This window comes from Sphingomonas sp. (genome assembly GCF_013816785.1).
GTDB lineage: Bacteria > Pseudomonadota > Alphaproteobacteria > Sphingomonadales > Sphingomonadaceae > Sphingomicrobium.
Genome location: NZ_JACDDV010000036.1, coordinates 1 through 22,260, shown reverse-complemented (window position 1 = coordinate 22,260; position 22,260 = coordinate 1). Strand labels below are relative to the sequence as shown.

Genomic DNA, 22,260 nt, shown 5'->3' with positions numbered 1-22,260 from the left:
CTGTCGCGCGACGCCGCCGGCATCCATTTCGACTGGTCGAAGACGCATCTCGACTCGGCCCTGATCGGCAAGTTCGAGGCGCTGGCGGCTGCCGCCGACTATCGGAGGCACCGCGATGCGCTGTTCGCGGGCGCGGTGGTCAATCCGACCGAAAACCGCTCCGCGACCCATGTCGCGGAGCGCGGGCAGGGCGCGCCCGACGACAACCGCCTCGCTGCCGAGCGCCACGCACGGATGCGCAGCCTGATCGACGCGATCGAAGCCGGCGCATTTGGGGAGATCGATTCGGTGCTCCACATCGGCATCGGTGGCTCGGCGCTCGGCCCCGACCTCATCATCGACGCGCTCGGCCGCGACGCCGACCGGTTCGAAGTACGAGTGTTGTCGAACATCGACGGCGAAGCGTTCGACGAGGCGACCTTCGGCTTCGACCCGGCATCGACGCTGGTCGTCGGAGTCAGCAAGACCTTCACCACCACCGAGACGCTGACCAACCTCGACGCGGCGCTCGATTGGCTGCGCGAGGCGGGGGTCGCCGATCCCTACGGACAGGTGATTGCGGTCACCGCCGCGCCCGACAAGGCGGTCGCCTGGGGCATCGACGAAACCCGCGTGCTGCCGTTCGGTGAGGGGGTCGGCGGGCGCTATTCTTTGTGGTCGTCGGTCGGCGTGTCGATCGCCCTCGCGCTTGGCTGGGGCGCATTCGAGGAACTGCTCGAAGGCGCTGCCGAAATGGACCGGCATGTTCATTTGAGCGACGGCGCGGCCAATATCGCCTTGCTAGCCGCTTTTGCCGACCTGGCCGCAACCCAGATCGGAGGCGTGCAGAGCCGCGCGGTGATGGCCTATGACGAGCGGCTGCGGCTGCTGCCCGATTATCTTCAGCAGCTTGAGATGGAATCGAACGGCAAGTCGGCGACTGTCGAAGGCGGGCCGCTCGGCCGGCCGTCGGCGCCGGTCACTTGGGGCGGGGTCGGTACCGATGCGCAGCATGCAGTGTTCCAGCTGCTTCACCAGGGCACCACCGCGATCCCCGTCGAATTTATCGCGGTAATCGAGAATGACGATAGCCTCGATCCGCGCCATCACCAGCTGCTGCTCGGCAATTGCTTTGCGCAAGGCGCGGCGCTGATGGCCGGGCGCGCTGCCGACGATCCGGGGCGGGCCTATGCGGGCGACCGGCCGTCCACGACGGTGCTGCTGCAGCGGCTCGACCCGCGCTCCCTTGGCGCGCTGATCGCCTTTTACGAACACCGCACTTTTGCGAACGCGGTGCTGCTGGGTATCAACCCGTTCGACCAGTTCGGGGTCGAGCTGGGCAAGGACATGGCGCGCTCGCTCGACGATCCCGAGGGACGTGATAAGCTCGACGCCTCAACCCGAGACTTGATCGAAAGGGCTGGCCTGTGAGCGCCGAAGAACCAGGCGATTACGACCTGTTCGTGATCGGCGCCGGATCGGGCGGGGTGCGCGCGGCGCGGATCGCCGCCGCGCATGGCGCAACGGTCGCGGTGGCCGAGGAGCATAAGGTCGGCGGAACCTGCGTTATCCGCGGCTGCGTGCCGAAGAAGCTACTCGTCTATGGCGCGCATTTTGCCGAGGATTTGGAAGACGCGGCGATGTTTGGCTGGGACGTGCCCGAAAAGCGGTTCGACTGGCCTGTGCTGCGCGACAATGTGCTGGCCGAGGTCGGGCGATTGGAAGGACTGTACGAACAGACGCTCGGTAATCACGACGTCGAGATTTTCCACGAGCGCGCGGTGCTGACCGGACCCGACTCGATCCAGCTGGCGAGCGGGCGAACGGTGACCGCCGGCAAGATCTTGATCGCCACGGGCGCGCGGCCATTCATGCCGGAGGTCGAGGGCATCGAGCATGCGATCAGCTCGAACGAGGTTTTCCACCTCGAAAAAATGCCGATGCGGATCGTGATCGCCGGCGGCGGCTATATCGCCAATGAGTTCGCCGGCATCTTCCACCAGTTCGGCGCGCATGTCGTGGTGGTCAATCGCGGCGACGCACTCCTGCGCGGTTATGATGAGCAGATGCGCGACCGACTGCTGCAGATTTCGATGACCAAGGGGATCGAGTTCCGCTTCAATTCGACCTTCGACCGGATCGAGAAGAAGGCGGATGGGGCGCTCCGTCTGGCGATGAGCGGCTGCGACGATATCGAGGCCGATGCGCTGCTGTTCGCCACCGGGCGGATTCCCAATGTCGAGGGGCTGGGCCTCGACTTGGCGGGGGTGAAGCTGGGCGCCAAGGGCGAAATCAAGGTCGATGCGAACAGCCGCACCAACGTGTCGTCGATCTTCGCGGTCGGCGACGTCACCGACCGCATCCAGCTGACGCCGGTCGCGATCCGTGAGGGCCATGCTTTCGCTGACAGCCAATTCGGCGATCATGCCTGGCACGTCGATTATGACAATGTCCCCAACGCGGTCTTCTCGCACCCGCCGATCGCCGCCGTCGGGATGACCGAGAGCGAGGCCAAGAATAAACTGGGCCAGGTGCGCACTTACACCAGCGATTTTCGGCCGATGAAGAATGTGCTGGCTGGGCGCAACGAACGTTCGCTCTACAAGCTGGTGGTCGATGCCGCGACCGATGTTGTGGTCGGCATCCACATGATCGGGCCTGACGCGCCCGAAATCCTTCAGGCCGCGGCGATCGCGGTCAAGGCGGGACTCAAAAAGCCCGACTTCGACAACACGATCGCACTCCACCCGACGATGTCGGAAGAATTGGTATTGATGCGCTGATGCAGGACGTATTGATCATCGGCGGCGGTCACAACGGCCTGACCTGTGCTTATTATTTGGCCAAAAAAGGCCTCAAAGTCGCGATCCTCGAGGCGGCCGACAAGGTCGGCGGCGCAGCGGTCACCGATGAGTTCCATCCGGGGTTTCGCAACAGCGCGGCAAGCTACACCGTATCGCTACTGCAGCCCAAGGTGATCCGCGACATGGAGCTGGAGCGGCATGGCCTCAAGGTTGTGCTGCGCAAGATCGACAATTTTCTTCCCGGGCCGAATCGCAGTTATTTGCTGTCGGGGCGCGGCGGGCTGACCCGCTCCGAGATAGCGCGCCACGTGCCCGCCGACGGTGCCGCATACGACCGCTACAGCCAGGAGTTGGAGACCGTCGTCCCGCTCATCCGCAAATGGATATTGAAGGCGCCGCCGCAGGCCGGTGCCGGGATCAAGGGTTTACCCGCGTTGGCCAGCCTCGGCCGCGACCTGATCGGCCTATCGACCGACGAAGTGCGCATCGTCCATGAATTCGCCACGAAAAGCGCGGGCGATATTCTCGACCGCTTTTTCGAGGGCGATCTCGTCAAGGCCTTGTTCGCGTTTGATGGAATCGTCGGCAATTTTGCCTCGCCCTATACGCCGGGCACCGCCTACGTCCTCCTTCACCATCTGTTCGGCGAGGCGGCGGGGGTTCCCGGCGCCTGGGGGCATGCGATCGGCGGTATGGGGTCGATCACCCAGGCGATGGCGAGCGCCTGCCGCGAGGCCGGGGTCGACATCGTCCTTAATGCGCCGGTCAGCGAAGTGATCGTCGACAAAGGCTGCGCGGTCGGCGCGGTGACGCAGGGCAAGAGCTGGCGCGCGCCGACCATCGTTGCCAATGTCAACCCGAAGTTGCTGTTCACACAGTTGGTGCCCAGGGGAGCGGTCAGCGTGCCGGTCGAGCGGCATTTCGCCAATTGGGGCTGCGAAAGTGCAACATTCCGCATGAACGTCGCGATCGACAAACTGCCCAATTTCACGGCGCTGCCGGGTCGCGGGGACCACCTTACCGCGGGCATCATCATTGCCCCTTCGATGGATTATATGCACCGCGCTTTTGCCGAGGCGGCGCTGACAGGCTGGACCAAAGCGCCGGTGGTCGAGATGCTGATCCCTTCGACGCTCGATCCTGGCCTGGCACCCAAGGGCAAGCATGTCGCATCGCTGTTCTGCCAGCATTTCCGTTATAAATTGCCCGACGGGCGCAACTGGGACGACGAGCGGGAGGCAGCCGCCGATGCGATCCTCGCCACGGTCGAGGCGCACGCGCCGGGGTTCGCCAAATCGGTCGTCGCGCGGCAAATCCACTCGCCGCTCGACCTGGAGCGCCGCTTCGGGCTGATCGGCGGCGATATTTTCCACGGTAAGATGGGTTCGGACCAGCTGTTCTCCGCCCGCCCGATGATCGGTGCGGCGGACTATCGCTTGCCGCTCCCCGGCCTCTACCTATGCGGATCGGGCGCGCATCCCGGCGGCGGAGTGACCGGCGCGCCGGGGCATAATGCGGCGCGGGCAATCCTCGCCGATGTGGGGCCACGATTCCTCAAGCGAAGGCGGGCGTGACCAAGCCGCTAGCGGGGGTTCGGGTGCTTGACCTGTCGCGTGTGTTGGCAGGGCCATGGGCAACCCAGCTTCTGGCCGATCTGGGCGCCGACGTGATCAAGGTCGAAAAACCCGGAGCCGGGGACGACACTCGCCACTGGGGTCCGCCGTGGCACGAGCACGGGGCCGAGAGAGTGGCGGCCTATTATCTCGCCGCCAACCGAGGAAAGCGATCGGTTGCGATCGATTTTTCGACCGAGAAGGGAGCGGCGCTGGTGCGGCGGATGGCGGCCGACGCCGATGTGCTGGTCGAAAATTTCAAGGTCGGGGGCCTCAGTAAATTCGGTCTCGACGCGGCGAGCATGCGCGCCACGCAGCCCAGACTAATCTATGCGTCGATCACGGGATTTGGTCAGGACGGGCCGTACGCTGCGCGCGCCGGCTATGATTACATCATCCAGGGAATGGGCGGGCTGATGAGCCTGACCGGGCTGCCGGACGGCGAGCCAGGCGGCGGTCCGGTGCGCGCCGGGGTTGCGGTCGCCGACCTGTTCACCGGCATGTATGCCGCCAACGCGATCCTTGCCGCTCTGTATCGCCGGCAGGCGACGGGCGAGGGGGCAACCATCGACATGGCATTGTTCGATACGCAATTGGCGATGCTCGCCAACCAGGCTTCGAACGCCTTGGTCAGCGGCCGCGATCCCGGGCGGCAGGGCGCGGGGCATCCCAACATCGTCCCCTATCAACCGTTCGCCGCCACCGATCAGCCGATCATCATCGCGGTCGGCAACGACCGGCAATTCGGCAAGCTCGCGGCGATTGTCGGCCACCCCGAATGGACCAGCGACCCGCGCTTCGCCACCAATGCAGCGCGGGTGGCGGCCCGGGACGCACTGGTGCCGCTGATCTCGGTGATCATCGCCACGCGGCCTGCGGGCGAATGGCTTCTCCTTCTTGAGGAGGCGGGCATTCCGGCCGGGCCGATCAACACGATCGGCCAGGCTCTCGCCGATCCGCAGGCGATCCATCGCGGATCGCGTATTTCGGCGAGCGGGGGGGCCTTGGGCATAGTGCCGATGGTAGGTTCCCCTATCCGGATCGACGGCGAGCGGACCGATGCGCCGTTGCCGCCGCCGGCGCTGGGGGAACATGGGGATCTTCTGGGCGAATGGATCGATGCGGATGAATTGGCGCGTCTCAGGGCTGCGGGAATTGTCGGCTAGTCGATCGCTTCGTCTTTGTAGCGTGACTGGATGAAGCGGCCCTGGGTTTCGAACGCGGCCAAATCCTGCCGCGCCAGTTTCTCCGAAATATCGCCCAGCGCCGCTCGCCCGGCGGCCAGCGCTTCGACCAGCCGTTCGTCGACGCTGACGCCCTCGCCGTCGCGTTCGTCGCGATACGCCTGGGGAACGTGGACGTAGCGGTCAATCAGGCCGGGAAGGTGGGTCGACATCAGGCGCCGCGCGTCCTGTGCATTGGGGTCGAGCGCATCGACGCGTTCCAGCGTTTGTTTGAGCGGCGTGAGCTGCGCCGACAAAAGGTCGACTTCGGCCTGAGCCGAGGCGGGCAGGGCGCGGCGGGCGCGAAAAATGTAGCTGTCGAACCGCTGCACCATCTCGTCGTTGGGAAGATCGGTCGAGACGTTGGGCGCGGCGATCTCGCGCCCGCCCGACACGGCGAGCAGCGCGACCACGCCGACCGCCAGCCCGACCGCGGCGAGGAAGCCGAACATGCCGATCGGCAGAATCAGCCCAACGATGATCGTCGCGATGCTGATCACGCCGATCGCCACGCCAATCCGCACCAGCGTTCGCATGAAACCGCGATTGAGCCGCTGCCGCTCGCGCCGCGCCGCGTCGTTGACCGCTCCGCCGCGCTGGTCGAGCTGGGCGGTAATCCGGTCGAAGCGGGCGATGGTTCGTTCGACTTTGTCGTTAGGCTCGTTGGTCATTTTTTCTCGATCGGGGTGAACGGCGAGGCGGCATTCTCCAGCTTGCCTTGCGCGACACCCTCGGCGCGGGCGATATAGCCCTTCGACTTCTCGACCTCGGTACCGAGCGTGTCGACGGTCTGCTTCATATTGGCGAGGGCGGCCAGCTTGAACGTGTCGATCTGGTCCATCGTGTCGTAGATGTTCTGAAACGCGCGTTGCAGCGTTTCCAGCGGAATGGTCGACGACGCCGCCTGCTCGTGGATTGCGCCGGTCTGGGTCTTGAGCAGCTCGCCGGTGGTGTCGATCATCCCGGCCGTGGTGGTGTTGAGCGCGTTGACCTGTTCCAGCACCAGCCGCTGATTGGTCATTGCCTGGGCTACCGTCACCGCGGTGCGCAGCGCAGCGACGGTGGTGGTCGAGGCTCGGTCGACGCCTTTCACCAGCTCGACATTGTTCTTCTTGACCAGGTCGAGCGCCAGATAACCCTGCACCGTCACCGCCATCTGGGTCAAAAGGTCGGTCGTCCGTTGCCGCGTATAGAACAGCGCGGTCTCGCGAATCGCCTTGGCCTTGGCCGGCTCGCTCGCGTCCAGTTCGTTGGCCTTGTCCTCGAGCGTCTTGTCCAACGTCTTGGAGATGTGGATCATCTGCTCGAGCTTGTGCATCGTCTTCCACAGGCCGGTGCGCTCGGTATCGATCGCGGCGTTGTCCATCAACAGCTCGTCCTTGCCCGAGCCAAGCCGGTTGAGGATCGCCGAGATATGGGTCTGGCTGCTGCGATAGCCGTCGAAATAATTGTTGATGCGGTTGCCGAACGGAATGATGCCCAGGAACTTGCGCTTGGTCATGAACTTGCCGTTGGCGCCGGGATCGAGCTTTTCGACCGTGCGACGAAGCTCGGTCAGATCGGCACCGATGCCGGTGTCGCTGTCGATCGCCTTGACCGGCCGGTCGAGGAAGCGGTTGGACGCGCCCGCCGCCTCGGCGATTTCCTTGCGGCCCATCGCGGTCAGCGCATCGACCTTCTTGCCGAACTCGGGACTGTTGGCGTCCATCGCCGCCAGCTCGTCGACGAACTTGGCGACCTTGGAGTCGAGTTCGCTGGTCTCGCTGTCCTTCAAGGGGACAAGGCCCGACGCCTCATGCACAGCGATCGGCTGCAGCGCGTCTGGCGGGTCCAGCTTGATTTTGGTCGCGGTTGCGGTCTCGGTCGACTGGTCGCTGGCCATAGTTCGTCCTCCTTGCCCATGCGGCAGCAAAGGTGGACGGCCCACCCCGCCCGCGCAAGGGGCTCATGGCTGTATTATAGGGGTAAGACGCGGTGCTTCAAGCGGCAAGCGCCGACTTGTGGTTACCGGGCCGTCAACCAGTTCGCGGAACGCTTCGCTTACCGTGAACCGGTAGAGCCTTTGGCCAAGGGCGTCACCAGCCGGGGATCTATCGATGTTTAGCCTCTTCAAGAAGCTCTGGGAAAATGAGCGCGGCAACGCGCTGATTCTCGCCGGCGCGGCGCTTCCGCTGCTGGTCGGCTCGGCCGGGCTGGCCACCGACACGATCCAATGGGCGCTGTGGAAGCGCCAGCTGCAGCGCGCGGCGGACTCGGCGGCGATCGCCGCCGTCTATGCGAAGATAGCGTCGCAGAACGTGGGCACCGCCGTTACTGACGATGTCGACAAGGGCAGCAACTTCAACACCCCCACTGGCACCGCGAAGAAGTATCCGCTGCTCAACGCGCCGTTGGTGACAGATCCAGCTCCGGCGGCCGATCCGGCTTGGACCAATCCGGTCTCGGTCCGGCTGCAAATGCAACAGAAGCTCAGCTTCACGTCGCTGTTCATGTCGAGCCCGCCGATCATCGAGGCCAATGCAACGGCGGCGGCGATCCCGACCGGCGAATATTGCGGCCAAGCCCAGATCAACACCAACACGACTGGGATTAGCGCGGGTGGCAACGCGCTCGTCGACTTAAAGTGCGGACTCATTACAAATTCGACGTCGATCGATGCCGCGGTCGCATTCGGCAGTTCGTCGGTCAAGGCCGACCCGGTTGCGGCGGTTGGCGGACTCGATACGACGGATAACTGGGCGTCGGGCACGACGTTGCTGCCGTTCACCCTTGCTCAGCCCGACCCGTTCGCTGACATTACGCCGCCCCCGATCCCGTCGAGCTGTCCCAACTGGAGCGACAATCCGCAGGACAATCAGCCCTATCCCGCGACCGCTTCGACCTCGCCCGTTTCAGTTTGCCTGAACAATTTCAACGTAAAAGGCACCCTTAACCTGCAGCCGGGTACTTACACCATCACCGGCGACATGAACGTGAACAGCGGCGCGAAAATCAACTGCGTCGGTTGCACCTTCGTGATGACCAACGCGACTCCGTCTAACACCGGCACGGTGGGCATCAATGGTGGCGCCCAATTGAATCTCACCGCCCCGGACAGCGGTCCGTACAAGGGAATCCTGTTCTATTCGGACCGCGGCGCGGATCCCTCAGACATCAACAAGATCAACGGCAACGCCGCTTCTTTTTTCAAAGGCGCCTTTTATTTTCCGCACCAGCAGGTCGAATATACCGGGAATGCCGGCGTGACCTTCGAATGCATAAAGCTGGTCGCTTGGCAGCTGACCTTCATGGGCAACGCGGCGATCAAAAACAATTGTCCCAACTGGTATGGGGACCGTTTCAGGGGCCGGCACGTCCGGTTGGTCGCGTGATGGGAACCGCCTTGTCCTTTTCCCGTCAAGTAGCGCGCAATCAACGCGGTGCCGCGGTCATCGAGACCGCGCTGCTGGCGCCGATTCTCGCGACAATGGTGATTGGCATGGTCCAGGTTGGCCAGGCCTTTTCCATGAAGCTCCGGCTCGAGCAGGCGTCGCAGCGCGCGATCGAAAAGATCATGAACGGCCAGGCAGACAAGTCGAGCGCCGCTGCGCTCAAAACAGAGGCAGCGACCATCGCCGAGGTGCCGGAAACAAACGTGACCGTCGATTTCTGGCATGAGTGCAATGGCACGAAAATGGCCAATTACGCCGACGTCTGTAGCAGTGGCCAAGTCGATAAACGCTACATGTCGGTATCGATCAATAAGCCGTTTACGCCGATGTTTGCGAGCAAGCTGACGGGCGCCAATGCCGACGGCAGCTACACGATGAACGGTTTTACCGTGGTGCGCACGCAATGATCGTCCGGCGTTTTCGGCGCGACGAGCGCGGTGTCGCGACCATCGAGATGGCGCTGACGCTGCCGATCGTAGTCGTCTTCTTCTACGGCATTTTCCAGCTTGGCGCGATTATGGCGGCCGACGCCGGGATGCAGCACGGGCTGGGCGAGGGCGCACGGATGGCGACACTGTTTCCTACGCCGAGCAATAGCACCATCGCCTCCCAGGTCGCCGCCAAAAGCTTTTCGGTCAATGTCGGAACCATCGGCACTCCGACGATCACTAATTCAGTCGGCGCTGACGGAAATCCCGATAATCGGTTTATCGACATGTCGATCACCTACACGGTGACCCCTAATTTCCTTCTGTTCAACGGCCCCGCGATCACTATGACGCGGACCAAGCGGGTCTATCGGAGCTTTTAAGCCTTAGTCCGGGAGGCGAAGAATGCGGCGATCGCTTGGCGTACCTCGTCGGACGTCAGCCGCTCGCCAAAATGGCCGTTTTCCAGCTCCATTCGCTGCAGAATCTCTTCCGTAGCCTCGCGCCGCAACAGCGCCTGCGTCTGGCGAAGCGCCTCGGGCGGCTTGGCCAGCAAGGCGGCGACCAACTGATCTAGCGCATCTCGCAACCCCCCCGCTGGAACGGCATGGCTGGCGAGGCCCATGTCGAGTGCCTCGGCGACGCCAAACCGCTCGCCCAGCAACAAATAGCGCGCGGCGCGGCGGCGGCCGGCCAAGCGCGGCATAAGCAGCGAACTTGCCGCTTCTGGCACCAGCCCCAGGTCAACGAACGGCATGACGAACCGGCTGTCCTCCTCGGCCAGCACGAAATCGCAATGAAACAACATGGTGGTGCCGATGCCAACCGCATTGCCATGCACCGCGGCGATCAACGGCACTTGGTTCCTGGCCAGCGTGCGCAACAGGCGCCACACGGGAATATCCTCGCCGCTGCCTGGCGCCGGCATCTCCTTGAGGAAGTCGCCGAGGTCGTTGCCAGCGGTGAAATCGTCGCCCTGGCCCTCCAGCGTGATCAGGCGGACCGACGGATCGTCGGTCGCGGCCTCAATCGCGTCGGCCAGCGCGGCGTACATCGCAACGGTGATCGCGTTTCGCCGTTCGGGCCGCGCCAGCATGATGGACAGCACCGCGCCCCGGCGTTCGACCAACACATGGGCGTCCATTTTTTCATCTCCTGATGACGGTCGAATCGGGTGACCTTCATGGGCTGAGCGGCTATCGGGAAGCAAATCCGCCGCAACCGTAGGAACATGAGGCCATGAAATTCTTCGCCGACACCGCCGAAATCGCCGATATCCGCGAACTTCAGGCATCCGGGCTGCTCGACGGGGTGACCACCAATCCGTCGCTGGTCAAGAAATCGGGGCGCGACTTCCTCGAGATGATCAAGGAAATTGCCGGCGTCTGCCCCGGCCCGGTCTCGGCCGAAGTGGTCGCGCTCGACCATGAGGGGATGATGAAAGAGGCAGAGGTCCTGCGGAAAATCGCCGACAACATTGCGGTCAAGGTGCCGCTGACGATCGACGGCTTGAAGAGCTGCAAGAAGCTCAGCGCCGACGGGACGATGGTCAACGTCACCTTGTGCTTCTCGGCCAACCAGGCGCTGCTGGCAGCCAAGGCGGGGGCAGCGTTCATTTCGCCGTTCGTCGGCCGTCTCGACGACCTCGGGCAGCCCGGGATCGAGCTGATCGCCGACATCCGCACCATCTACGACAATTATGATTTTCCGACCCAGATCCTGGTCGCCAGCGTGCGTAACTCGATCCACGTTCTCGACGCCGCCAAGCTCGGCGCCGACGTGATGACCGCGCCGCCGTCGGTCATCTGGCAGCTGTTCAAGCATCCGCTGACCGACAGCGGCATCGCCTCGTTCCTCAAGGATTGGGAAACGACCGGGCAGAAGATCGGCTGAGCAAAGTCGGCCGATTTTGGTCGAATGTTAACCCTGCGGGGCTAGATCGGCCTGATGGGTGGGGTAATTTCCTTCGAAGAGTGCGCCGTGGCGAGGCTGCGCGACCGGCTCGGCGCGGCGGAAAGCGCCAATGAGGATTTGCTGGCCTTCGCGCGCGGTCATTCGGGCGCGACCGCCTCGATTCAGGCGGCCGTTCTTGCCCTGATCGACGCTGACGGCCTGGACGCGATGTTCGAAACGGTCACCAACCAATGGCGCACCATCCTGAGGCTCGATCACGTCGCGTTGGCGCTGGTCGCCGATGGCCAGGGCTTCCTGGTCCACGCCGGCGGAGTCGAAACGATCGAGCCGCGAATTATCGATCGCGCCATCGCCAGGCTTGATCGGGTGACGTTGCGGACGGTCAATCGAGGACATCCTCTGTTCGGGCATTTTGCCTGGCATATCCGGTCGGAAGCCATGTTGGTGCTCCCAGCCGAGGCTCCGTTGCCCTACGGATTGCTGCTGCTGGGGCAGGAAAGCGAGGCCTGCCTCGACGCTCGTCACGGCACGCAATTGCTGGGATTCCTTGGCGCGAGCCTTGGCGCTATGCTGCGCCGGTGGCTGACCGACCTTTAGACGAACACGACCATCCCGCGCAGGCGCTCGCGGTGCGTTGGGCGGGCTATCTCGCGCATGACCGCCGCCGCTCGCCGCACACAGTGCGCGCCTATGTTGCCACTGCGCATCGTTTCATTAAGTTTCTCAGCCGCTATCGCGGAGAGGAAGTAGGTCGCTTCGGCTTGCTCAATCTCCACGCGGTCGATCTGCGGGCCTTCCTCGCCGATCGGCGGGGTGAGGGGCTCGGGGCGGCGTCGGCAGCGCGCGAAATGTCGGCAGTGCGCGCTTTCCTGACCTATGCCGCGGAAGAGCAGGGCAACTCGCCGCAGCTGCCGCGCACCCGCGCGCCCAAGCGCCCGCGCACCCTGCCGCGCCCGGCGTCTCCGGCTGATGCCATCGCGCTGGCCGAAGATGCCGGCGCGGCTGCCCTCAGCGATTGGGCCGGCGCGCGCGACCTTGCCATCCTGCTACTGCTCTACGGCGCCGGCCTGCGCATCGCCGAAGCGATGAGCCTCAGTGCGAAAGTGATGCCGCTCGGTCAGGCGATGCGGGTCACCGGCAAGCGCGGCAAGACCCGCATTGTGCCGATCGTGCCTGCAGTGCGCGAAGCGATTGCGGCCTATGTCGCGCTTTGCCCTTATCCGCTGAAAGGCGATGTGCCGCTGTTCGTCGGCGCGCGCGGCGGACCGCTCAACGCCGACTTGGTGCGCCGCGCGGTGCGGGGTGCTCGTGGGCGGCTCGGCTTGCCCGACAGCCTGACGCCGCACGCGCTGCGTCACAGCTTCGCGACGCATTTGCTGGCGCGCGGCGCCGATCTTCGTTCGCTGCAGGAATTGCTGGGGCATGCCAGCCTGTCGTCGACGCAGATATACACCGAAGTCGACGCGGCCCGGCTGCTCGACGTCTATCGCCACGCCCACCCCCGCGCCTGACGTCAATTCGGCGGCTTGGATTCCACCGTCTCGACCGGCATGTGGCGATGCGTCCAGACGCGGTAGAAGTAGCCAGCGACCAGTGCGATCATCACGGCGTTCGAGGCCGGCCCCAGGACGCGATCGATCTGGCCGTAATTCTGGCCCAGCTTGTAGCCGGCCCCGGCAAGCAGCGCGGTCCAGCCGGCGGTGCCGATGGTCGAGGCGATGAAGAAGCTCCTGAAACGCATTCGGAGCAGACCGGCGGGGATCGACACCAGGCTGCGCACCGTCGGGAGCAGGCGCCCGACGAATACGAAAAAAGTGCCGTGCGAGGCAAACCAGCGCTCTGCGCGCAGTACTTCGGACCAGCTCATCGTGATCCACCGTCCCCAGCGGCGGATGATCGGCTCCAAACGTACGATACCCAGCGCGCGTGCGGCAAGATACCACAGGATGTTGCCGAGCATCGCCCCGGCCGTCCCCGCGGCAACGACCAGCGGATAGCTTAATTTGCCCTGCCCCGCCGCGACTCCGGCGATCGACATAATCACTTCCGATGGGATCGGCGGGAAAACGGTTTCCAGAAACATCAGGAAGCCGACGCCGAGATAACCCGATTGCTCGATCAGCCGGACGATCCAGTCGCTCATCGAATGACCTTGCGTTCGATCGCGTCCCAGATCAGCCCCGGCGTGTCGCTGCCGTTGAAGCGATCGATCGCGACAATTCCGGTCGGCGAAGTGACGTTGATTTCGGTGAGGTGCCCGCCAATCACATCGATGCCGACAAAAATCAGTCCGCGCGCCTTCAACTCAGGGCTTAGCGCATCGCAAATCTCGCGCTCGCGTTTCGTCAGTTCGGTTGCATATGCCGTCCCGCCCGCCGCGAGGTTTGAGCGGATTTCACCCGGGCCGGGCTTGCGATTGATCGCGCCGGCCACCTCGCCGTCGACCAACACGATGCGCTTGTCGCCCTCGGCGACCGCCGGCAAGAAAGCCTGGGCGATATAGGGCTCGCGCCAGACCTGGCCGAACAGCTCGGCCAGCGCGGCAAGGTTGGTGCCGTCCTTGCCGATGCGGAACACCGCGGCGCCGGCATTGCCGTGGAGCGGCTTCAGAACGATCTCCCCGTGGCGCGTATGAAAAGCCTTCAGGTCGGCTAGCGAACGGGTGATCAGCGTCGGCGGCATGAAGCGCGCGAAATCGAGCACGAATAATTTTTCGGGCGCGTCGCGAACGCTGCGCGGGTCGTTGACGACCAGCGTCTCGCCCGCGATCCGCTGGAGCAGGTAGGTCGCGGTGATATAGCCAATGTCGAACGGCGGATCCTGGCGCATCAGCACGACATCGACGTCGGCGGCAAGGTCGAGCGTCACCGGGTCGCCCGCCGTGAAATGATCGCCTTCGATCCGTTGCACCGTCACCGGCCGCGCCGATGCGGTGACCCGGCCATCCTCATAGCCAAGGTCTTGGGCGAGGTATTGAAACAGCCGATGCCCACGCTCCTGCGCCTTGAGCATCAGCGCGAACGTTGAATCGCCGGCAATGCCGATCGATTCCAGGGGATCCATCTGAACGGCGACGCGGAGGTTCATGGCGCGCGCCTAAGCGAAGGGAGGCACTTTGTCACCCGTGCCACACGTTGACCAAGTGCACTGGCCAACGGCGCGGGACGAGGAACAGAGCGTCGATGCGAATGTCGTCGCCGTGGCGGGCAAATCGCGGTGCCAGGCGCTCGGCGGCGACTGCGACGCGGCGCAAGCGGTACTGGTCGAGCGCCATCGCGGCGGCTTCCTCGGTCGCACGCTGTTTGACCTCAACGAACGCCACTGTGCGCCCGCGGCGCGCGACAAGATCGACCTCGCCGCCGGGCACGCGGGCGCGGCGCGCAAGGATTCGCCAGCCGTGGAGGCGCAACCACCAGGCAGCGAGCGTTTCCGCGCGCCGTCCGCGCGCTTCAGCAACGCGGCGTTTCAGGCCCCCTCTCCGAGCGCCAACGCGCGGGCGTAGGCGCGCTTTTTCGGGATCCCTAGCGAGACTGCGATCTCGGCGGCGGCCCGCGACGTGGTGGTGCGCGAGAGGGCATCGCGCAGCGCGGCGTCGATCTCCTCATCACTGGCTTCCGCGCGTTCGCCGGGCGGGCCTACGACGATAACGATTTCGCCACGCGGCGGCGCATCGGCATAGCGCGCAGCAAGCTCGCCGAGCGATCCGGTCACCGCTTCCTCGTACAGCTTGCTGATTTCGCGCACCACCGCTGCGTCGCGCGCTCCAAGTCCCGTCGCCAAGGCGGCGAGCGATTCGCCAAGGCGCGCCCCGCTTTCATAAAATACGAGGCTGGCGCGCAGGCTGGCCACTTCGGCAATCGCGTCGGCGCGGGCCTTTGCCTTGGCCGGAAGGAAGCCGAGGAACAGGAAACGGTCAGTCGGCAGGCCGGCCAGAGTCAGTGCGGCAATCGCCGCGCAGGGGCCAGGTAGCGTGTGCACCGCATAGCCGGCCGCGCGCGCGGCGCGGACCAGCTTGTAGCCAGGGTCGGAGATCAGCGGCGTCCCGGCATCGCTGACCAGTGCCACTGCCTGCGTTCCGAGTTCGGCGAGGGTGCGTGCGCGTAATGCGTCGTCGCTATGGTCGTGATAGGCGGTCATCGGGGCCGTCGCGCCGAGGTGAGCGAGCAGCTTGGCGGTGACTCGCTTGTCCTCGGCGAGGATGCGGTCGACACGGCGCAGCGTCTCCGCTGCGCGGATAGTGATGTCACCGAGATTGCCGATGGGCGTCGCCACGATGTAGAGGCCGGAAGGAAGCGACTGGTCCATAAGGAAGGCTCGGCATGGCATTTTCTCCAACCCCGCGGCAAGCGCGGCGATTTTTCATGCTGGGCACGGCTGCGTTCGCCCTCGCCGTTGCCGGGTGCCAGACAGGACCGCGCGGCCCGCGACCATGGCCCGGCGCGATCGAGCCTCCGGTCCCGATAGAAGGCGAGCGCAACATGGTCGCGGTGATCGTCCCGCTGACCGGAAGCGAGGGCCCGGTCGGCACGTCGATATCCAACGCCGCCAATCTTGCCTTGGCCGACACCGGCGAAAAGTCCATTCGAATCACCGTCTATAATAGCGCCGGGCCAGGCGGCGCGGCGGCCGCGACCACCCAAGCCATCGCCGAGGGCAACCGCCTGATTCTCGGCCCCTTGCTGGCCGACGATGTTCGTGCCGCCGCGCCGATCGCCCGCCGCGCCGGGGTGCCGGTGCTGGCCTTTTCGAACGATGATGGAGTTGCCGGCAACGGCGTCTATATTCTGGGCTTTACGCCCGATCAGTCGATCGGCCGGGTAGTCGAACATGCGCGCAGCAACGGCGCGAAAAGCTTCGGTGCGCTGGTGCCGACCGGCCTTTATGGCCAGCGCGCGGCCCAAGCCATGCTAAGCGCGGTGCGTAAGGGCGGCGGGAGGGTGACCAGCGTCGAGACGTTCAATCGATCGGCTACCGCGGTCGCAGCGGCCGCCCGGCGCCTCAATGCCAAGGGTGCCTATGACGCGGTGCTGATCGGCGATTCGGGGCGGATCGCGGCGCTGGCCGCGCCCGTGCTGAAAGTCGGACCGCGGCGAATGGGGACCGAGCTTTGGGCCAACGACAAGGCCTTGGGGAACACCGCCGCGCTTCGCGGCGCCTGGTATGCCGCGGCGCCCGATGCGCAGTTCAGCCGGCTGGTGACCCGCTATCGCGCGCGCTACGGCAAAACGCCCTATCGGCTTGCCAGTCTGGGCTATGACGCGGTGCTTCTGGCAGTTCGTAGCGCCAGAAGCTGGCCGATCGGGCGACCGTTCCCGGCCAGAAGTCTGATCGACCAGGACGGGTTTAGCGGGGTCGACGGGAATTTCCGCTTGGGCCGCGAGGGGGTGGCCGAGCGCCTGCTCGAAGTGCGGCAGGTGACCGCGACGGGCTCAACCACTGTTTCGCCGGCGGGGCGGGCCTTTTAGACAGCGATGTCGGCGAGGATCGAATCGAGCAGGAGGCGTCCGGCCGTCGTCGTCCGTAACCGCTGGCCGTCTCGCTCGAGCAGTTTGTGGCCGATCAGCCGTTCGACTTTCTCTTCATCGACGATCCGATCGACGCCAAGCCGGTCGGCAAGCTCCGGCGGCTCGATCCCCTCGGCTAGCCGCAAGCCCATCACCAGCGCTTCTCTCGCTGCCTCCTCGCGGGTCAACGCCTCCTCCTCGACCAGCCCGTGCCCCGTGCGTTCGACAGCAGCGAGGAAATTTTCGGGCTTCTTGTGGCGGACGGTGCGCTTGCCCTGGCGCCGTCCGTGCGCGCCGGGGCCGATCCCTGCGTAGTCACGGTAACGCCAATAGGCGAGGTTGTGGCGACTTTCCGCGCCGGCGCGGGCATGGTTGCTGATTTCATAGGCAGGAAGGCCCGCAGCCGCCGTGCGCTCCTGCGTCACTTCGAACAGCGTGGCCGCGCGATCGACATCAAGCGGCTCGAATTCGCGGCGCGCGACCATCGAGGCGAAACGCGTCCCCGGTTCGATCGTCAATTGGTAGAGCGAAAGATGCTCGGTGCCGAGGCCAAGCGCGCCGGCCAGACTCCGGGACCAGCCATCTTCCTCGTCGCCGGGCAAAGCGTAGATCATGTCGAAGCTGACCCGATCGACCGCCGCTTGCGCCGCCGCCAGCGCGGCTAAGCCCTCGTCAGCGCTGTGGGCGCGGCCGAGGAAGGCGAGGGCGTTGTCGTCGAAGCTCTGCAGACCCAGGCTGATGCGGTTGACCCCGGCGCGGGCTAAGTCGGCGAAGCGCGACGCCTCGGCGCTGTTGGGGTTGGCTTCGAGCGTGATTTCGACATCGTCCGATGCCTGCCAATGGTGGCGCGCGGCGGCGATGACGGCTTCGACCGTCGACGGCTCCATCAGCGAGGGCGTGCCGCCGCCGAAAAAGATGGATTTCAGCCGGTGGTCGGGCAGCAGCCGCGCTTCATGCGCGAGGTCGGCAAGCAATGCCTCGCGCCATGCATCTTGGTCGACGCTATCGCGGACATGACTGTTAAAGTCGCAATAAGGGCATTTCGACACGCAGAACGGCCAGTGGACGTAGAGCGCGAGTGGCTCCGCCGTTCGCGGAAGGTTCATGGCCGCCCCGGCGCAAACTAGCCGAGTGCCGCGACTAATTGCCCGAACGCGACGGCGCGATGGCTGATGGCGTGTTTTTTGGCCGGGTCGATCTCGGCGAAGGTCCGGTCCATGCCGGCGGCCATGAACACGGGGTCGTAGCCGAAGCCTTTCTCACCGCGCGGCGGCCAGATGAGCGTGCCATGGACCTTGCCTTCGAAGCTTTGGATGGCGCCATCGGGCCAAGCCAGCGAGAGCGCGCAAGTGAAGTGGGCGTCGCGACCTGCTTCTTCGCCCGCGGCTTCGACCTCGCGCCAGAGGCGCTCCATCGCCCGGCCAAAATCGCGATTGCCGGCCTCGTCTTCGGCCCAGCGGGCGGAGAAAATGCCGGGCAGGCCGTGTAGCGCATCGACCGACAGACCGCTGTCGTCGGCGAGGGCGGGCAAACCGCTCAAGTCCGCCGCCTCGCGCGCCTTCAGCTCGGCATTGTCGACGAAGCTGTTCCCGGTCTCCTCGGGCTCGGGAAGATCGAGTTCGGCCGCCCCGACGCACTTGATGCCGTGGGGCGCGAGCAGCTCGCGTATCTCGCGTAACTTGCCGGCGTTGTGGGTGGCGATGACCAGCTTGGGACCGATCGCCTTCATCGGCCGGTCGCCTTGAGCTGAGCGGCGAAAATCTGGGTGCAGCCGATCCGCGCGAGGCGGAGCAGGCGCAGCAGCCCCTCCTCGTCGAAGGTCGCACCCTCGGCGGTCAGCTGCGCCTCGACGATCGCGCCGTCGCCGGTCAGCACGAAATTGCCGTCCGAATGGGCGTTCGAATCCTCGACATAATCGAGGTCGAGCACCGGTGTGCCTTGGTAAATGCCGCACGAAACGGCGGCGACCTGGGTCGTGATTGGATCCGTGGCCAGCACACCGGCGGCCATCAGCTTGTCGATGGCGATCCTTAGCGCGACCCAGGCGCCCGAAATCGAGGCTGTTCGCGTGCCACCGTCGGCCTGGATGACATCGCAGTCGACCAGTATCTGCCGCTCGCCGAGCTTTTTCAAATCGACCACGGCGCGCAGGCTGCGTCCGATCAGTCGTTGGATTTCCTGGGTTCGTCCCGATTGCTTACCCTTGGCCGCCTCGCGGTTGCCCCGGGTGTGGGTGGCGCGCGGCAGCATGCCATATTCGGCGGTAACCCAGCCCTGGCCCTTACCGCGCAGAAAAGGCGGCACTTTCTCCTCCACCGACGCGGTGACCAGCACCCGCGTGTCGCCGAAGCTGACCAGGCATGCGCCTTCGGCATGTTTGGTGAAGCCAGGCTCGAACGTCAGGTCACGCATCTGGTCGGGGGCACGGCCGCTGGGGCGCATCATCGTCTCCTGAAGAATTGGCGCCGCCCTAGACGGACCTTGCCACGGTATCAAACCCGTTCGGTTTCGTTTTGCGGTGCAAATCCCTACATGCCTCCCATGAACGAGCCGATCGGCGATCTGTCCAACCGCATGCGCGATATATTCCGGCTGGTGGTCGAGGCCTACCTCGACCGCGGGCAGCCGGTCGGGTCGAAGGCGCTGGCCGGCGCCGCAAGCCTGTCGCCAGCCTCGATCCGCGGGGTGATGCAGGAGCTCGAGGAACGCGGTCTGTTGACCCACCCGCATACGTCGGCGGGGCGAATTCCCACCGAGAGTGGCCTCCGGCTGTTCGTCGACGGCATCATGCACAATTCGCTGCCCCGGCAAAGCGAGCGGGTAGCGATCGAAGCGCAGTTGAAGGATCGTTCGATCGAGGAGGCTTTGGCCGCGGCGACCGCGACCCTGTCGGGCCTGTCGGCTTGTGCCGGGGTCATATTGGCGCCCAAGACCGAGCTACGCCTGCGTCAGCTGAGCTTCGTGCCGTTAGCTCCCGACCGGGCGCTGGCCGTGCTGGTCGGCGCCGACGGACGCGTCGAGAATCGCGTCGTTCCGCTACCGCCCGGGATCAGCCAGGTCGCGCTCACCGAAGTCGGCAATTATGTTAGCGAGCGATTGTCCGGCCTGACACTTGCCGAGGCTGAACTTCGCCTCCGCGCCGAAATTGTCGACCGACGCGAGGCGATCGATGCGGTCGCCGCCGAGCTGGTCGCACGCGGCTTCGCCGACTGGAGCGAAGATGTGTCGCAGCGCCCGGTGCTGATCGTCCGCGGCCAGGCCAACCTCATCGACGAGGCGGCCGCCGCCGATCTCGACCGCGTACGCCGCCTGCTCGACGAGCTTGAGGACCGGCAGGAAATCGCCCGCCTGCTCGAAGGCGCGCGCGAGGGGCAGGGGTGCCGCATCTTCATCGGTAGCGAAAACCGGATGTTCGCGCTCTCGGGCTCGTCGGTTATCGCCGCGCCCTATCGCGGGAGCCAAGGCCAAGTGGTCGGCGTTGTCGGGGTTATCGGACCGACAAGATTGAACTATGCGCGGGTCGTGCCCATGGTGGATTTTACGGCTCAGGCCATTACGAGATATATGAGATGATTGATCAAAACGACCAAAACGACCACCACGACGAAGCCGAATCGATCCGGGCCGAGACCGCCGCGGACGCCCCCGAAGTGGCCGAGCACGACCGCGTCGCCGAGCTTGAACGGGAGCTGGAGGAAACGCGTGGCAAGGCGCTCTACGCGGCCGCCGAGACCCAGAACGTCCGCCGCCGGCTGGAAGCCGAAAAGATCCAGGCTTCGGCCTATGCCGTGACCGGCTTCGCGCGCGACATGCTGGGCGTGCGCGACCACCTCGACCGGGCCTTGAGCCATGTGCCCGATGCATCGCGGGCGGACGAGACAATCAAGGGTTTCATCGAAGGGATCGAAGCGACGCTGCGCGAGATCGACGCCATCTTCGCCCGCAACGGCATCGAGCGGATCGCCGCCAAGGGCCTCCCGCTCGACCCGCACAAACACCAGGCTATGATCGAAGTCGCCACCGACAGCGCCGAACCTGGCACGGTCGTCGAGGAGATGCAGACCGGCTATATGCTCAAGGAGCGGTTGTTGCGCCCAGCCCTGGTCGGAGTCGCAAAGGCGGGTTGATTCAGATCACGCTGCGTTTTTGGGTCGCGGCCTTGGTTGCCAGGGTGAAGCGTGGCTCGCGCTGACAACCGCCGCCCGCGACCAGCGCTGCCGCCAGCCGCCCGACCTCGGGTCCATGCTTGAAACCATGGCCGCTGCCGCCGCCAACGAGCACGACATTGGGAAGCGTCGGATGGCGGTCGATCAGGAAATCGCCGTTGGAACTGTTCTCATATTGGCAAACTCGGCTTTCGGTCAGCGGCGCTCCCCTGAGCAGCGGGAAGCGGCGGTCGCGGAAGGCGATGATTTCGTCGAGTGCTGCCCGGCTATGCTCGCGGTTTTGCGTGTCGGGGTCGACCTCGACACCGTGCCCGTCATGGGCGAACTTGACTCCGCGGCCCTCGAGGTCGGGGAACCCGTAAAAGAGGTCGCCGCCGTTGAAGTCGGCCCAGCCGGGCATGGTCCGCGGCAGGAAGCGGCGATCGCCGGCGGGCGGGGCGAAAAAGAAGGCTTCCTGACGCGTGGCGACGATGCGGCCGCCGAGTAAGTCGGGAAACAGTTTCGGTAACCAGGGCCCGAGCGCGAAGACGAAGGCATCGGCTTCGATGAGGCTGTTGTCGGACAAGCGCAGCGAACGCAGTTTTCCGCCGTTCACGCCTCCCGGCCGGGCGCTCGCGTGGCGGTAGTCGCCGCCGGCGGCGACTAATCGCTTGACCAGCGTCTGCACGGAACGCCGCGCCATCAGCGCGCCGAAGCCGGGTTCGAGCAGCCCGCCATGGATTCCGGTGAAGTCGATCATCGGGAAGCGGCGGGCCATCTCAGGCGGCTCGAGATAGGCGGTCGGTAGCTTGAGCGTGCGATGGGCGGCGAGGCTGTCGTGGATGTAGGGTTGGTCGCTGTCGAAGAAAAACAGCACGCCGGTGTTGTGGAAGATCGGCAGGCCGGCGACCGAGCTCAGCGCCTGCCATTGGCGGAGGCTGTCGAACGCCATCCGCGCGTAAATCAGGTCCTTGCCGTAGACCGCGCGGGTCATCCGCGACTCGCCGCCCGAGCTGGCGCGGTTGTTGGCTGGGCCGCGCGCGTCGATCAGCGTGACTCGATGGCCGCTGTTTTGCAAATGATGCGCCGTCCAGGCGCCGAACACCCCCGCCCCGACCACCGCGACATGGCGGCGTGAGCCACTCGGCGCGGCCTTGAGGACGGCGGGTGAGACGGCAACGCCGCCCGCCCCGGTGAGGAGCGAGCGGCGTGTCAGTAT

The 22,260-nt window shown here is 65.2% G+C and carries 24 protein-coding genes; 13 read left to right on the top strand and 11 right to left on the bottom strand.

Going from position 1 to position 22,260, the window contains the following annotated elements; all coding sequences use genetic code 11:
• The 4 genes from pgi to H0W65_RS08520 all read left to right on the top strand — a co-directional run.
• On the top strand, window positions 1-1,410 hold a 1,410-nt coding region (gene pgi / locus H0W65_RS08535; protein WP_294006432.1), incomplete at its 5' end, for a glucose-6-phosphate isomerase.
• Window positions 1,407-2,762 carry a glutathione-disulfide reductase gene (gene gorA, locus H0W65_RS08530; protein WP_294006430.1) on the top strand — a complete coding sequence of 452 codons (1,356 nt, stop codon included), beginning with the start codon at window positions 1,407-1,409 and terminating at the stop codon, window positions 2,760-2,762. The genes pgi and gorA, both read left to right, overlap by 4 nt.
• Window positions 2,762-4,357 (top strand): NAD(P)/FAD-dependent oxidoreductase, encoded by a 1,596-nt coding sequence (locus tag H0W65_RS08525; protein ID WP_294006427.1) that lies wholly within the window; start codon window positions 2,762-2,764, stop codon window positions 4,355-4,357. Before gorA ends, H0W65_RS08525 begins: the two co-directional genes overlap by 1 nt.
• Entirely contained in the window at window positions 4,354-5,562 is a 1,209-nt protein-coding gene (locus H0W65_RS08520) for a CoA transferase (RefSeq protein WP_294006425.1), read from the top strand. Before H0W65_RS08525 ends, H0W65_RS08520 begins: the two co-directional genes overlap by 4 nt.
• Here the strand turns inward: H0W65_RS08520 and H0W65_RS08515 are convergent.
• Complete coding sequence (locus H0W65_RS08515; RefSeq protein ID WP_294006423.1) at window positions 5,559-6,290, bottom strand: hypothetical protein; 732 nt, start codon at window positions 6,288-6,290, stop codon at window positions 5,559-5,561. The two genes, H0W65_RS08520 and H0W65_RS08515, sit on opposite strands and share 4 nt — an antisense overlap.
• Window positions 6,287-7,501, bottom strand: coding sequence for a toxic anion resistance protein (locus tag H0W65_RS08510; RefSeq protein WP_294006421.1), 1,215 nt, complete (start codon window positions 7,499-7,501; stop codon window positions 6,287-6,289). The genes H0W65_RS08515 and H0W65_RS08510 overlap by 4 nt, the downstream gene beginning before the upstream one ends.
• Before the next feature lie 214 nt (window positions 7,502-7,715).
• Here H0W65_RS08510 and H0W65_RS08505 point away from each other — a divergent pair, with 214 nt between their 5' ends.
• Genes H0W65_RS08505 through H0W65_RS08495 form a run of 3 tightly spaced genes read left to right on the top strand, consistent with a single transcriptional unit; the run spans window position 7,716 to window position 9,861 of the window.
• Window positions 7,716-8,990: a pilus assembly protein TadG-related protein gene (locus tag H0W65_RS08505; RefSeq protein WP_294006420.1), complete on the top strand. Its 1,275-nt coding sequence runs from the start codon at window positions 7,716-7,718 to the stop codon at window positions 8,988-8,990.
• Window positions 8,990-9,457 (top strand): TadE/TadG family type IV pilus assembly protein, encoded by a 468-nt coding sequence (locus tag H0W65_RS08500; protein WP_294006418.1) that lies wholly within the window; start codon window positions 8,990-8,992, stop codon window positions 9,455-9,457. The genes H0W65_RS08505 and H0W65_RS08500 overlap by 1 nt, the downstream gene beginning before the upstream one ends.
• Entirely contained in the window at window positions 9,454-9,861 is a 408-nt protein-coding gene (locus H0W65_RS08495) for a TadE/TadG family type IV pilus assembly protein (RefSeq protein ID WP_294006416.1), read from the top strand. The genes H0W65_RS08500 and H0W65_RS08495 overlap by 4 nt, the downstream gene beginning before the upstream one ends.
• On the opposite strand, the gene H0W65_RS08490 is transcribed toward H0W65_RS08495, so the two are convergent.
• Window positions 9,858-10,622, bottom strand: coding sequence for an enoyl-CoA hydratase-related protein (locus tag H0W65_RS08490; RefSeq protein WP_294006414.1), 765 nt, complete (start codon window positions 10,620-10,622; stop codon window positions 9,858-9,860). The genes H0W65_RS08495 and H0W65_RS08490 overlap by 4 nt on opposite strands.
• A gap of 95 nt (window positions 10,623-10,717) precedes the next feature.
• On the opposite strand from H0W65_RS08490, the gene fsa reads away from it, so the two are divergent.
• Genes fsa through H0W65_RS08475 form a run of 3 tightly spaced genes read left to right on the top strand, consistent with a single transcriptional unit; the run spans window position 10,718 to window position 12,903 of the window.
• Window positions 10,718-11,371, top strand: coding sequence for a fructose-6-phosphate aldolase (gene fsa, locus H0W65_RS08485; protein ID WP_294006412.1), 654 nt, complete (start codon window positions 10,718-10,720; stop codon window positions 11,369-11,371).
• A 54-nt stretch (window positions 11,372-11,425) separates the two neighbouring features.
• Entirely contained in the window at window positions 11,426-11,989 is a 564-nt protein-coding gene (locus tag H0W65_RS08480; protein ID WP_294006410.1) for a DUF484 family protein, read from the top strand.
• Between the two features lie 32 nt (window positions 11,990-12,021).
• Window positions 12,022-12,903: a tyrosine recombinase XerC gene (locus tag H0W65_RS08475; RefSeq protein WP_294006408.1), complete on the top strand. Its 882-nt coding sequence runs from the start codon at window positions 12,022-12,024 to the stop codon at window positions 12,901-12,903.
• Window positions 12,904-12,905: 2 nt separating this feature from the next.
• On the opposite strand, the gene H0W65_RS08470 is transcribed toward H0W65_RS08475, so the two are convergent.
• From H0W65_RS08470 to rsmI, 4 genes are read right to left on the bottom strand one after another with little or no spacing between them, the layout of a single operon-like run.
• Window positions 12,906-13,535 carry a DedA family protein gene (locus H0W65_RS08470; protein ID WP_294006406.1) on the bottom strand — a complete coding sequence of 210 codons (630 nt, stop codon included), beginning with the start codon at window positions 13,533-13,535 and terminating at the stop codon, window positions 12,906-12,908.
• Window positions 13,532-14,479: a glutathione synthase gene (gene gshB, locus H0W65_RS08465; protein ID WP_294006404.1), complete on the bottom strand. Its 948-nt coding sequence runs from the start codon at window positions 14,477-14,479 to the stop codon at window positions 13,532-13,534. Before gshB ends, H0W65_RS08470 begins: the two co-directional genes overlap by 4 nt.
• A gap of 31 nt (window positions 14,480-14,510) precedes the next feature.
• Entirely contained in the window at window positions 14,511-14,861 is a 351-nt protein-coding gene (locus H0W65_RS08460) for a YraN family protein (RefSeq protein WP_294006436.1), read from the bottom strand.
• Entirely contained in the window at window positions 14,858-15,697 is an 840-nt protein-coding gene (rsmI, locus tag H0W65_RS08455) for a 16S rRNA (cytidine(1402)-2'-O)-methyltransferase (protein ID WP_294006401.1), read from the bottom strand. Before rsmI ends, H0W65_RS08460 begins: the two co-directional genes overlap by 4 nt.
• A 14-nt stretch (window positions 15,698-15,711) precedes the next feature.
• Between rsmI and H0W65_RS08450 the strand changes: the two genes are divergently transcribed.
• Window positions 15,712-16,857 (top strand): penicillin-binding protein activator, encoded by a 1,146-nt coding sequence (locus H0W65_RS08450; RefSeq protein ID WP_294006399.1) that lies wholly within the window; start codon window positions 15,712-15,714, stop codon window positions 16,855-16,857.
• Here the strand turns inward: H0W65_RS08450 and hemW are convergent.
• Genes hemW through rph form a run of 3 tightly spaced genes read right to left on the bottom strand, consistent with a single transcriptional unit; the run spans window position 16,854 to window position 19,338 of the window.
• The gene (gene hemW / locus H0W65_RS08445; protein WP_294006397.1) at window positions 16,854-18,002 is read right to left on the bottom strand and encodes a radical SAM family heme chaperone HemW; all 1,149 of its coding nucleotides are present in this window, start codon (window positions 18,000-18,002) and stop codon (window positions 16,854-16,856) included. The two genes, H0W65_RS08450 and hemW, sit on opposite strands and share 4 nt — an antisense overlap.
• Before the next feature lie 17 nt (window positions 18,003-18,019).
• Window positions 18,020-18,625, bottom strand: a complete 606-nt coding sequence (rdgB, locus tag H0W65_RS08440) for an RdgB/HAM1 family non-canonical purine NTP pyrophosphatase (protein ID WP_294006395.1) — start codon at window positions 18,623-18,625, stop codon at window positions 18,020-18,022.
• Complete coding sequence (rph, locus tag H0W65_RS08435; RefSeq protein ID WP_294006434.1) at window positions 18,622-19,338, bottom strand: ribonuclease PH; 717 nt, start codon at window positions 19,336-19,338, stop codon at window positions 18,622-18,624. The genes rdgB and rph overlap by 4 nt, the downstream gene beginning before the upstream one ends.
• Before the next feature lie 99 nt (window positions 19,339-19,437).
• On the opposite strand from rph, the gene hrcA reads away from it, so the two are divergent.
• Together hrcA and grpE are read left to right on the top strand one after the other, a co-directional pair.
• The gene (hrcA, locus tag H0W65_RS08430) at window positions 19,438-20,469 is read left to right on the top strand and encodes a heat-inducible transcriptional repressor HrcA (RefSeq protein WP_294006393.1); all 1,032 of its coding nucleotides are present in this window, start codon (window positions 19,438-19,440) and stop codon (window positions 20,467-20,469) included.
• The gene (gene grpE, locus H0W65_RS08425) at window positions 20,466-21,023 is read left to right on the top strand and encodes a nucleotide exchange factor GrpE (RefSeq protein WP_294006391.1); all 558 of its coding nucleotides are present in this window, start codon (window positions 20,466-20,468) and stop codon (window positions 21,021-21,023) included. The genes hrcA and grpE overlap by 4 nt, the downstream gene beginning before the upstream one ends.
• Before the next feature lies 1 nt (window position 21,024).
• Here grpE and H0W65_RS08420 read toward each other — a convergent pair.
• On the bottom strand, window positions 21,025-22,260 hold a 1,236-nt coding region (locus H0W65_RS08420; RefSeq protein ID WP_294006389.1), incomplete at its 5' end, for an FAD-dependent oxidoreductase.

What these genes read in the sequence shown, in the direction of transcription:
- H0W65_RS08525 (WP_294006427.1), top strand. Translation starts at nt 2,762, where the DNA reads ATGCAGGACGTATTGATCATCGGCGGCGGTCACAACGGCCTGACCTGT.
- H0W65_RS08515 (WP_294006423.1), bottom strand. Translation starts at nt 6,290, where the DNA reads ATGACCAACGAGCCTAACGACAAAGTCGAACGAACCATCGCCCGCTTC.
- H0W65_RS08510 (WP_294006421.1), bottom strand. Translation starts at nt 7,501, where the DNA reads ATGGCCAGCGACCAGTCGACCGAGACCGCAACCGCGACCAAAATCAAG.
- H0W65_RS08505 (WP_294006420.1), top strand. Translation starts at nt 7,716, where the DNA reads ATGTTTAGCCTCTTCAAGAAGCTCTGGGAAAATGAGCGCGGCAACGCG.
- H0W65_RS08500 (WP_294006418.1), top strand. Translation starts at nt 8,990, where the DNA reads ATGGGAACCGCCTTGTCCTTTTCCCGTCAAGTAGCGCGCAATCAACGC.
- H0W65_RS08495 (WP_294006416.1), top strand. Translation starts at nt 9,454, where the DNA reads ATGATCGTCCGGCGTTTTCGGCGCGACGAGCGCGGTGTCGCGACCATC.
- H0W65_RS08490 (WP_294006414.1), bottom strand. Translation starts at nt 10,622, where the DNA reads ATGGACGCCCATGTGTTGGTCGAACGCCGGGGCGCGGTGCTGTCCATC.
- fsa (WP_294006412.1), top strand. Translation starts at nt 10,718, where the DNA reads ATGAAATTCTTCGCCGACACCGCCGAAATCGCCGATATCCGCGAACTT.
- H0W65_RS08480 (WP_294006410.1), top strand. Translation starts at nt 11,426, where the DNA reads ATGGGTGGGGTAATTTCCTTCGAAGAGTGCGCCGTGGCGAGGCTGCGC.
- H0W65_RS08470 (WP_294006406.1), bottom strand. Translation starts at nt 13,535, where the DNA reads ATGAGCGACTGGATCGTCCGGCTGATCGAGCAATCGGGTTATCTCGGC.
- gshB (WP_294006404.1), bottom strand. Translation starts at nt 14,479, where the DNA reads ATGAACCTCCGCGTCGCCGTTCAGATGGATCCCCTGGAATCGATCGGC.
- rsmI (WP_294006401.1), bottom strand. Translation starts at nt 15,697, where the DNA reads ATGGACCAGTCGCTTCCTTCCGGCCTCTACATCGTGGCGACGCCCATC.
- H0W65_RS08450 (WP_294006399.1), top strand. Translation starts at nt 15,712, where the DNA reads ATGGCATTTTCTCCAACCCCGCGGCAAGCGCGGCGATTTTTCATGCTG.
- hemW (WP_294006397.1), bottom strand. Translation starts at nt 18,002, where the DNA reads ATGAACCTTCCGCGAACGGCGGAGCCACTCGCGCTCTACGTCCACTGG.
- rdgB (WP_294006395.1), bottom strand. Translation starts at nt 18,625, where the DNA reads ATGAAGGCGATCGGTCCCAAGCTGGTCATCGCCACCCACAACGCCGGC.
- rph (WP_294006434.1), bottom strand. Translation starts at nt 19,338, where the DNA reads ATGCGCCCCAGCGGCCGTGCCCCCGACCAGATGCGTGACCTGACGTTC.
- hrcA (WP_294006393.1), top strand. Translation starts at nt 19,438, where the DNA reads ATGAACGAGCCGATCGGCGATCTGTCCAACCGCATGCGCGATATATTC.
- grpE (WP_294006391.1), top strand. Translation starts at nt 20,466, where the DNA reads ATGATTGATCAAAACGACCAAAACGACCACCACGACGAAGCCGAATCG.